This is a genomic window from Asticcacaulis sp. (assembly GCF_020217185.1).
GTDB lineage: Bacteria > Pseudomonadota > Alphaproteobacteria > Caulobacterales > Caulobacteraceae > Asticcacaulis.
The window spans coordinates 1-10000 of record NZ_JAIWNX010000053.1 but is presented as its reverse complement, the minus strand read 5'-3'; the positions used below and the strand labels follow the sequence as shown (position 1 = coordinate 10000).

Annotated in this window: 9 protein-coding genes; all 9 read left to right on the top strand. The window is 61.3% G+C overall.

Going from position 1 to position 10000, the window contains the following annotated elements; translation table 11 throughout:
• The first annotated feature begins 114 nt into the window (after positions 1-114).
• Positions 115-828: a tRNA (guanosine(46)-N7)-methyltransferase TrmB gene (trmB, locus tag LDL37_RS02540; protein WP_290793881.1), complete on the top strand. Its 714-nt coding sequence runs from the start codon at positions 115-117 to the stop codon at positions 826-828.
• 105 nt (positions 829-933) lie between these two features.
• Positions 934-1554 carry a hypothetical protein gene (locus LDL37_RS02535; protein WP_290793879.1) on the top strand — a complete coding sequence of 207 codons (621 nt, stop codon included), beginning with the start codon at positions 934-936 and terminating at the stop codon, positions 1552-1554.
• 163 nt (positions 1555-1717) lie between these two features.
• A complete protein-coding gene (gene rimP, locus LDL37_RS02530; RefSeq protein ID WP_126422074.1) occupies positions 1718-2386 on the top strand; it encodes a ribosome maturation factor RimP in 669 nt (222 codons plus the stop codon).
• Between the two features lie 15 nt (positions 2387-2401).
• On the top strand, positions 2402-4042 hold the full coding sequence (gene nusA / locus LDL37_RS02525) for a transcription termination factor NusA (RefSeq protein WP_290793874.1): 1641 nt from the start codon (positions 2402-2404) through the stop codon (positions 4040-4042).
• Positions 4020-4748 (top strand): RNA-binding protein, encoded by a 729-nt coding sequence (locus LDL37_RS02520; RefSeq protein ID WP_290793872.1) that lies wholly within the window; start codon positions 4020-4022, stop codon positions 4746-4748. Before nusA ends, LDL37_RS02520 begins: the two co-directional genes overlap by 23 nt.
• A gap of 163 nt (positions 4749-4911) precedes the next feature.
• Positions 4912-8034, top strand: a complete 3123-nt coding sequence (gene infB, locus LDL37_RS02515; RefSeq protein ID WP_290793869.1) for a translation initiation factor IF-2 — start codon at positions 4912-4914, stop codon at positions 8032-8034.
• A gap of 97 nt (positions 8035-8131) precedes the next feature.
• Positions 8132-8539, top strand: a complete 408-nt coding sequence (locus tag LDL37_RS02510) for a hypothetical protein (protein ID WP_290793866.1) — start codon at positions 8132-8134, stop codon at positions 8537-8539.
• Positions 8540-8622: 83 nt separating this feature from the next.
• Positions 8623-9501 carry a formyltetrahydrofolate deformylase gene (gene purU / locus LDL37_RS02505; RefSeq protein WP_290793863.1) on the top strand — a complete coding sequence of 293 codons (879 nt, stop codon included), beginning with the start codon at positions 8623-8625 and terminating at the stop codon, positions 9499-9501.
• Between the two features lie 64 nt (positions 9502-9565).
• On the top strand, positions 9566-10000 hold a 435-nt coding region (locus LDL37_RS02500), incomplete at its 3' end, for a hypothetical protein (RefSeq protein ID WP_290793860.1).

The following is a 10000-nucleotide window of genomic DNA, read 5'->3' as shown; positions in this document are numbered from 1 at the left end:
CTTCTCGTGGGAGCGCACCGATCTGGTTGACGCGCTTAAGCGCGAGTTTTAAGAGAGCGGCTTTCCCGGCACCTCCTCTGACCTCAGAGGAGGTGCTTTTGCAAAAGGCGCTCTATGTCAGACGAAACACCGCCCGCCATTTCGCCGTCGTGGGGGCCCATGCGCTCGTTCGGGCGCATCAAGTCGCGCACGTTGAAGCCGCGTCAGGCCGACCTGTTCGACACCCTGCTGCCGACCATCGAAGTCAATGACGCCCTGATCGCGCAACTCGCTGCTGGAGACCTTGGCGGTTACAGCGAGCTGTGGCTGGAGATCGGCTTCGGCGGCGGGGAGCATCTGGCGGCACAGGCCGAGCGTAATCCTCAGGCGCTGATCCTCGGCTTCGAGCCCTTCCTCAATGGCGTCGGCTCCCTGCTGCGCCATGTCGATGAGCGCGGTCTGAACAATGTACGCCTGATGCCCGGCGATGCGCGCCCGGTGATCGACCGCCTGAACGCGGCCTCGGTTGATAAGGTGTTCATCCTCTTCCCCGATCCGTGGCCCAAGGCCCGCCACCACAAGCGCCGCTTCATCCAGACTGAAACGCTGGACGCTCTGGCGCGTGTGATGAAGGACGGGGCGCGTCTGCGCTTTGCCACCGACTGGGCCGACTACGCCGACTGGACGCTGGAGCGCGCCACGGCGCACGCCGCCTTTGACTGGCCTGCCCAGTCACAAGCTGAATGGAACACGCCCCCCGCAGATCACGTGACCACGCGTTATGAAGAGAAGAAGCTGGGCGATTGCGCGCCGGTCTTCCTCGACTTTTATCGTCACGCGCGAAATTGACGCGAAAAGGCCGCATTTCACCCCGGTTTGACGCAAACCTGTAGCCATCGCCCCCATTTTAGCCTGTATTAACTATGGTTAATGTTCGGGGTAACGGGGTCGTCCATGGAAAGCCTGCATAAGGTTTCGGCGGGGTTTGTCTTTGCCTTTCTGTGCCTGCACATGGCCAACCATTTTGTTGGCTTGCAGGGGCTCGATACCCACATCGCTTTTATGGCCGTGGCGCGCATGGTCTATCGCCACCCGGTGGTCGAGATGGTCGTGCTACTGGCCTTTCTGGTGCAGATACTGTCCGGCTGGGCGCTGGCGCGGGAAATCTGGGCGAAGAAGAAGGATTTCGTGCATCAGCTTCAGGCGGCCTCAGGCACCTATATCGCCTTTTTCGCCCTCACCCACGTCGCCTTTATCTTCTATGTGCGTCAATTGCTGACCTTGGACACCGATATCTACCTCATCGTCGCGGGCCTGATGCAGAGCGGCTGGATGTATGCGCTTATCCCCTATTACGGACTGGCGATCTTCGCCCTGTTTGTGCATATGGGCTGCATCCTGTTCGACATTTTCAAAAAGACCTTGCGGCCGGTGTCGTGGGGGCTTCTGGTCGTAACGGTGGGAGTTGGCGGATACGCCACGTGGTTGCTGATGATGTTCTACACAGGCCACACGGCGGCCCTGCACGTGCCGGCGGAGTATTTTGACCTCTATCCCCTGATCCGTATGAAGTAGGGGCAGCGACCGCCCGTTTATTGGGCTTGGCAAACCGGCGGCAAGGGTCTATAAGCACCTCAACATCGTCCGAATGGCCTTGCGGCCCGGCGGCGGCCCTCAAGAAGGCCAGCCGCTTTTTTGTTGCCCGAAACGCAGCGGACGAACCATCTGAGGACCTATTTTGCGCGCCAAGACCACCGAAGACCGCAAGCTGATCGAAGCCTTTGACCCCATTGCCGAAGCGTTGGGGCTCGACATTGTGCGCGTGCGCCTGATGGGCTCGAACAAGCCGGGCGGCGCGCGTCGTTTACAGATTATGGCTGAGCGCAAGACCGACGGCGACATCACAGTCAATCAGTGCGCCCGCCTGTCGCGCGCCCTGTCGGCCTGGCTGGAAGAATCTGATCCTATCACCGGCGAATATATTCTCGAAGTGTCCTCGCCCGGTATCGACCGTCCGCTGACCCGCCTGAAGGATTTCGACACCTATTCGGGTCTTGAGGCGCGTCTGGAGCTGGATCGTCTGGCCGAAGGGCGCAAGCGCTTCCGCGGCATACTGAATGGCACCGAAGACGGCGAATACGTCGCTATCGACCTTGAAGGCGAGGAAGATACGGCGATGATTCCCTTCGACTGGATCATCGACGCCAAGCTGGTGCTCAATGACGAGCTGCTCAAGATCGGCGCCGAAAAGGCCGCCCTTCGCCGCGAGCAGGGCGAAGATGATGAGGAAGAGGACGAAGACCTCGATTTCGGCGACGATGCGGACGCCGAATTTGACGATGAAGATTTCGACGACGCCGATGACGATTTCGGCGATGACGACGACGACAAACTGACAAAAAATTAAACTGGGAACAGTGACATGAGCTTTACCGGAATCAGCGCCAACCGTCAGGAACTGCTGCAAATCGCCGACGCCGTGGCGCGCGAAAAGCAGATCGACAAGTCGGTCGTGCTCGCCTCCATCGAAGAAGCGGTGCAAAAGGCCGCCCGCTCGCGCTATGGGGCCGACCACGACATCCGCGTGCGCGTCGATCCGCGCACCGGCGAAATGACCATCACCCGCTATGTGACGGTGGTGCCGGACGAGGAGCTTGAGAACGAATACGCGCAGCGCGGCCTGACCGAGGCCCTGCGCGAGGACAAGGACGCCTTTGTCGGCAAGACCTACGAAGAGGTCCTGCCGCCGTTCGAACTGGGCCGCGTGCAGTCGCAGATGGCGCGTCAGGTCGTCACGCACAAGGTGCGCGAAGCCGAGCGTGAGCGTCAGTATGATGAGTTCAAGGACCGCGTGGGCGAAATCGTCAACGGTACGGTCAAGCGCGTCGAATACGGCAATGTCATCGTCGATCTGGGCCGCGGCGAAGGCATCATGCGCCGCGATCAGTCGATCCCGCGCGAGGCGTTTCAGGTCAATGACCGTATCCGCGCCTATATCTATGACGTGCGCCGTGAGACCAAGGGCCCGCAGATCATGCTGTCGCGCGCCCACGGCGGCTTTATGGCCAAGCTGTTCGCGCAGGAAGTGCCGGAAGTCTATGACGGCGTGATCGAAATCAAGTCGGTCGCCCGTGATCCGGGTTCGCGCGCCAAGATGGCCGTGCTGTCCAACGACAACTCGATCGATCCGGTCGGGGCCTGCGTCGGTATGCGTGGGTCGCGCGTGCAGGCCGTTGTCGGTGAACTGCAAGGTGAAAAGATCGACATCATCCAGTGGTCGCCGGACGAAGCCACCTTCATCGTTAACGCTCTGGCCCCGGCCGAAGTGTCGAAGGTCGTTCTGGACGAAGAAGAAGACCGCGTTGAGGTCGTGGTGCCGGATGAGCAACTGTCGCTCGCCATCGGCCGTCGCGGTCAGAACGTGCGTCTGGCCTCGCAACTGACGGGCTGGCAGGTCGATATCATCACCGAGTCGCAGGATTCTGAGCGTCGTCAGAAGGAATTTGCCGAGCGCACCGCCCTGTTCCAGGAAGCGCTGGACGCCGATGAAGTCATCGCGCAGTTGCTGGTTACCGAAGGCTTCTCGACCGTCGAAGACCTCGCCTATGTCGATCAGATGGAAATCGCTGCCATCGAAGGCTTCGACGAAGACACGGCGGCTGAGCTTCAGGCGCGCGCCCGTGACTATCTGGAGCGCTTCGAGGCCGAGCAGAACGCCAAGCGCGTTGAGCTGGGCGTCGAGGACGAGGTGCTGAACGTGCCGGGTATCACCCTGGCCATGGCGGTTGCTCTGGGCGAAGCCGGTGTGAAGACGGTTGAAGATCTGGCCGATCTGGCTACCGACGAAGTGCGCGGCGGCTTTGAGCAACGCGGGGCCGAAAAGGTCCGCGTGCCGGGCGCTCTGGAAAGCTTCTCCCTGTCCGTGGCCGATGCCGAGGCCCTGATCCTCAATGCGCGTATCGCGGCGGGCTGGATCGAAGCGCCGGAGCCGGAAGAGGCTTACGAAGAGTCCGAAGAGTCTTATGAAGAGGAGGGCGCGAATGACGCCATCCCTGAACAATGAGACCCTTATCGATCTGAATGACGATCTGGCTGAGGCGGGGGAGACCCCGTCTCAGACCGTTTCCGTGCGCGTGACTCACCGTCGGGACGTCGCTTCACACCAGTCGGTTCCCCGTGACGGCCTGATCCGCTTTGTGGTCGGGCCGGACGGCTTTGTGGTGCCTGATCTCAAGGAAACCCTGCCCGGACGCGGGCTGTGGCTGAAGGCCGACGCCGAGAGTCTGGCTTTGGCCATCAAAAAGAATCTGTTTTCGCGTGCGGCCAAACGCGCGGTCAAAACCCCGGAAGGCCTTGATACCCTTGTGCCCGCCCTGATCCGCAGACGCCTGCTGGAGCAGTTGGGGCTGGCGCGACGCGAAGGAAATCTGGTGACGGGGTTTGAAAAAGTCGCCACAGCGCTTAAATTAGGCAAAACCGCGCCTCACGCGGCCGGCCGTGCCGCGTGGCTGATCGAAGCCTCGGACGGGGCCGAAGATGGTCGCAGCAAACTTCTGAACCTCAGTAATGGCCAGACGCCGTCCGTTGGGCTGTGCGGCCTGTTCTCCAATGATGAGCTGAGCCTCGCCCTGGGGCTCGAAAATGTAATCCATGCCGCCCTGATCGAAGGTCGGCGGGCGGCGGCGTTTTCGCGTGAAGCGGAACGCCTTGGTGGGTTTGAGGCGTTGTTTCCTGCCCAATGGCGCGAAAGGCCCTTTAACTCAAACTGAAAAGCGACTATCAGGGCGTGATCTTTTCACGGTCTGATCGTGGCCAGAGCGATGTGTCGAAACTGTATGTGGCGTTTATGACGGCCCTATCGCTCAAACCGAATAACGATTGTCCGAAACGAAGCCGGAATGCCGGTTTCATCATGTGTATGTTGCGAGCTGAATGAGCGATCCGAAAGACGATAAACCCGAAGCCCCCAAAGGCGATAATACCCGCGCTCCGCTGAGCCTGAAGCCGCGCGTCGGTGGCAATGTGTCCACCGGCACCGTGAAGCAGAGCTTCAGCCATGGGCGCTCCAAGACGGTGGTGGTGGAAACCAAGCGCCGCATCGGCACGCCTCCGCAAGGTGCGCCTTCGGGTGGGGCTCAGGGCACTGGTGGCGCGCCGCGCGCCGGCGGTGAAAACCTGGCGCGTCCGCGTCCGGCTGCCCCGCAGGGTGCGCCGTCGGCACCGCGTCCGGCGCCTTCGGGTGGCAATACGGGCGGTCTGCGTCAGGATGAGCTGGAGCGTCGCGCCCGCGTTCTGGAACAGGCGCGCGTCGATCAGGAGCGCCGCGAAGCCGAGGCGCGCCGTCAGGCCGAACAACGCGCCCGCGAAGAGGCGGCCCGCCGTGCGGCGGCTGCCGAAGCGGCACCGAAGTCCGAAGCGCCTGCCCCGGCTCCCGCGCCGTCAGAACCGGCTCCGCAAGCACCCGCTCCGGCTCAGGCCGAAGCCCCGCGTCGCAGCCCCATCGAAGAGGCTCTGTCGCGTCCGGCCCAGCGTGCGCCGCGCGAAGACCGCCGCGATGGCTTCCGTGACGATCGCGCCCCCCGCTCGGATCGTCCGCAAGGCGACCGCCCGCAGGGTCAGTATGGTGATCGTCCGCGCGGAGACCGCCCGCAAGGTGATCGTCCGCAAGGCGACCGTCCTCAGGGTCAGTACGGAGATCGTCCGCGCGGAGACCGCCCGCAAGGGGATCGTCCGCCGTTCAACCGTGATGGCAATCGTCCGCAAGGCGACCGTCCCAACTATGGCGAACGCACGCCGCGTGGCGACCGTCCGCAAGGGGATCGCCCGCCGTTTAACCGCGACGGCAATCGTCCGCAGGGCGATCGTGGCCCCAGAGATCCGAACCGTCCGCAGGGCGACCGCGGTCCGCGTCCGGCCGGTGAAACCGTCCGCTATTCGGCCAATTCGCCGCGTCCGCCGCGCGGTCCGGCCGGTGTGGCCCCGAACGCTCCGGCGGTCTCCGAAGTCGATCGTATCCGTTCCTCGCGCGGTTCGCCTGCGGGTAAGCCCGGCGATGTGCGTGCCCGTACCGGGGACGATGATGATCGTGGTCGTCGCGGCGGCAAGGCCGGTGCGCCGACCAAGGCCGTCTCGCAGACCCGTGGCGAGCCCAAGCGTCGCGAAGGCCGCCTGACCCTGCAAGCCGTTGTGGGTGATGACGAAGGTGCCGCCGATCGCATGCGTTCGCTGGCCTCGGTTCGCCGGGCCCGTGAGCGTGAACGCGAAAAGCGCAAGGGCGTTACCACCGAACAGGCCCGCGTGTCGCGTGACGTGGTCATCCCGGACGTTATCACGGTTCAGGAACTGTCGAACCGTATGGCTGTGCGCGCCGTGGACATCATCAAGATGCTGATGAAGCAGGGGATGATGCTGAAGATCAACGACGTGATCGACTCCGATACGGCCGAACTGGTGGCCACGGAATTCGGTCACAACGTGAAGCGCGTCTCTGAAGCGGACGTCCTCGAAGGCTTTATCGACGCCGCCGACCATGACGACGATACGGTGGTGCGTCCGCCGGTCGTGGCCGTCATGGGTCACGTTGACCACGGCAAGACCTCGCTGCTCGATGCGTTGCGTAAGGAAGACGTGGCCGCCGGTGAAGCCGGTGGCATCACCCAGCACATCGGTGCCTATCAGATCAAGGTGCCGTCGGGTGAGCGTATCACCTTCCTCGACACGCCGGGTCACGCGGCCTTCTCGGCCATGCGTGCGCGCGGTGCCAATGTGACGGATATCGTGGTGCTGGTCGTGGCGGCGGATGACGGTGTGATGCCGCAGACCATCGAAGCCATCAACCACGCCCGTGCAGCCAAGACGCCGATCATCGTCGCCGTCAACAAGATGGACAAGCACGAAGCCAATCCGCAGCGCGTCATCAACGAACTTCTGCAACACGAAGTCGTCGTCGAAGCGCTGGGCGGTGAAACCCAGATCGTCGAAGTGTCGGCCAAGACCGGCATGGGTCTCGACAATCTGGTCGAAGCCATCCTGCTTCAGGCCGAAGTGCTGGACCTGCGGGCCAATCCGGACCGTACCGCCGAAGGCGTGGTGATTGAAGCCAAACTCGACAAGGGTCGCGGTCCTGTGGCCACGGTTCTGGTCAAGCGCGGTACGCTGAAGCGTGGCGACATCATCGTGGCCGGTGGTGCCTGGGGCCGCGTACGTGCGCTCATCGACGAACGCAATGCGCAACTGCCCGAAGCGGGTCCGTCGCAGCCGGTGGAAATCCTCGGCCTCGATCAGGCGCCTGATCCCGGTGAAGCCTTCGCTGTGGTGGAAAACGACGCCCGTGCCCGCGAAATCACCGAGTACCGTCAGCGCGTGAAGCGTGAAAAGATGGTGGCTCCGGTGGGCGTGTCGTTGTCGGACATGATGTCGAAGCTCAAGGACAACAAGGTCAAGGAGCTTCAGCTTATCGTCAAGGCGGACGTGCAGGGTTCGGCCGAAGCCATTATCGGCTCGCTGGAAAAGGTCGGCAACGAAGAGGTCCGCGCGCGGATCATCCATTCGGGTGCCGGCGGTATCACCGAATCCGACGTACAACTGGCCAAGGGGTCCAACTCGCCCATCATCGGCTTCAACGTCCGTGCCTCCAAGCAGGCGCGTGATCTGGCCGAACGCGAAGGCGTTGAAATCCGCTACTACGCGATCATTTACGACCTGATCGACGACATCAAGGGCGTGCTGTCGGGCATGCTGGCCCCGATCCAGCGCGAAACCTTCCTCGGCAACGCGGAAGTGCTCGAAGTGTTCGACATCACCAAGGTCGGCAAGGTCGCCGGGTGTCGCGTCACCGAAGGCCGCGTCGAAAAGGGCGCGCGCGTGCGTATCCTGCGCGACGATGTCGTCATTCAGGAAATGGGCGTGCTCACCACGCTTAAGCGCTTCAAGGACGAGGTCAACTCGGTCGTGGTCGGTCAGGAATGCGGTATGTCCTTCGGTCCGTTCCAGGACATCAAGAAGGGCGACTTCATCGAATGCTTCACGGTCGAAGAGATCAAGCGCACCTTGTAACCCCTGTCAAAAGCATCAGGCCCGGATCATTCCGGGCCTTTTGTTTTTCAGGATTGCAATGGCGCTGAAGTTTCTGAGAGTCCGGGGTGTGGGGTCTGTGACCCCGCATCTTTTTTTCTTTAAAGAAGACGATGCGATGAGATCAAAATTACCTGTGACCTTACTTATTATTTGTCTCGTTGGTGGTTGCCAGTCAGCGACAAGTCATTCCGGCTACAGTGTACAGTCTGAAAATCATGCAAGTTATATAGCGGCAGTAGCTGAGGATGTACGTGAAACAAAGCGCTGGCCTAGTGACACTTACAGCATCAGCTTTCTGAGGAGGGAAGGCCGATTTCTTTTGTTTTCCGTGACGCATCTCAAATCCGCCAAAGAACTTAGCGATATTTCACAAAAAGAGAACGAGAGCTTGATAGAAGTTCGCACGGGAGGCGATGGCATGTCTTATACTACTTACGTCAACCGCGACACGGGGCGAGTCGAAAAGAAGGTCTATCCACGATAGGGGTTTTTAAGGCGAGAAAAAGAAGCAAACCTTTCATTTGAAACCTTTGACTTTCTGAAAGATTTGCCTGCTATAGGCGGACCATGCCTGATACGACCTTTTTCGACCCGTCCCATTACGTTCTGATCATCAAATGCCCGGACACGCGCGGTATCGTCGCGGCGGTCTCCGGCTATCTGAACGACAACGACATCTCCATCGTCGAGTCGAACCAGTTCAACGACAGTCAGGGCGACATGTTCTATGTGCGCGTGGTCTTCAAACAGGCCGGTGCGCGGATGCCGCCCATGTCGATCCTGCGCGAAGGGTTCAAACCCATTGCCCACCGTTTCAGCATGGAATGGGACATCCATAATCTGAGCGTTCGCCCGCGCGTTATCATTGCCGTGTCGAAGTTCGGTCACTGCCTGTACGAACTGCTGCACCGCTGGCGGTCGGGCCTGTTGCCGGTGGAAATCGCCGCCGTCGTCTCAAACCACGAAGACATGCGCTCGTTTGTCGAATGGAACGGCCTGCCCTATGTGCACCTGCCGATCACCAAAGACACCAAGGCCGAGCAGGAGGCGCAGTTCCTTAGCCTGATCGAGACGCATCAGGCCGATCTGGTCGTGCTGGCGCGTTACATGCAAATCCTGTCCGACGACTTTTCGCGTCGGCTGGAAGGCCGCTGCATCAATATCCACCACTCCTTCCTGCCGTCGTTCAAAGGGGCCAAGCCGTATCATCAGGCGCATCAGCGCGGGGTGAAGATCATCGGGGCGACGGCGCACTATGTGACGTCTGACCTCGACGAAGGGCCGATTATCGAACAGGACGTGCAGCGCGTGCACCACGGGCTGACGCCGGAGCAACTGGTGGCCATCGGTCAGGATATTGAAGCCCGCGTACTGGCGCGTGCGGTTACCTGGCACGCCGAACGCCGCGTCATCATCAATGGCGGTAAGACGATCGTGTTTAGCTGATTTCGCGCTTGCGAAACCCCTGACCGCGTTGCAATGTTAGTCAACGGATCGGGGAAAAAACACCATGTCAGCGGGCAAACGGAAGCGGACGAAAGCGCCGGTTTCCAACCTCTATATCGTGCAATATGCCGAAGTGACGGGCGTGGGCATGGGACGCCTGAGTGATGGCGCGCTGTACCTGACGCAACGCGGGCTGGCGCGCCTGTGTGGGGTGCAAAACGCCCATATCGGCACGATCAGCCGTGACTGGGACAGCGATAAACCGCGCATCCGTGCGATCAAGACGCGCCTGTCCGAGATGAACGAAGAACGTGCCGCCGCCCATTCGGTCCTGACCTATCAGGGGCGGCGTCAGTACTGCTACGACGTGGCGGTGTGTCAGGCCATTCTTAGCTATTACGCCCACGATGCCGGACGCCATGTGCAGGACGAGGCGGCGGCGCACGTCTATGACGGGGCGGGCCTGAACGCCTATATCGCCCACGCTCTGGAGGGGTTT

Coding starts and splice junctions, on each gene's coding strand:
- trmB (WP_290793881.1), top strand. CDS start 115: ATGTCAGACGAAACACCGCCCGCCATTTCGCCGTCGTGGGGGCCCATG.
- LDL37_RS02535 (WP_290793879.1), top strand. CDS start 934: ATGGAAAGCCTGCATAAGGTTTCGGCGGGGTTTGTCTTTGCCTTTCTG.
- nusA (WP_290793874.1), top strand. CDS start 2,402: ATGAGCTTTACCGGAATCAGCGCCAACCGTCAGGAACTGCTGCAAATC.
- LDL37_RS02520 (WP_290793872.1), top strand. CDS start 4,020: ATGACGCCATCCCTGAACAATGAGACCCTTATCGATCTGAATGACGAT.
- infB (WP_290793869.1), top strand. CDS start 4,912: ATGAGCGATCCGAAAGACGATAAACCCGAAGCCCCCAAAGGCGATAAT.
- purU (WP_290793863.1), top strand. CDS start 8,623: ATGCCTGATACGACCTTTTTCGACCCGTCCCATTACGTTCTGATCATC.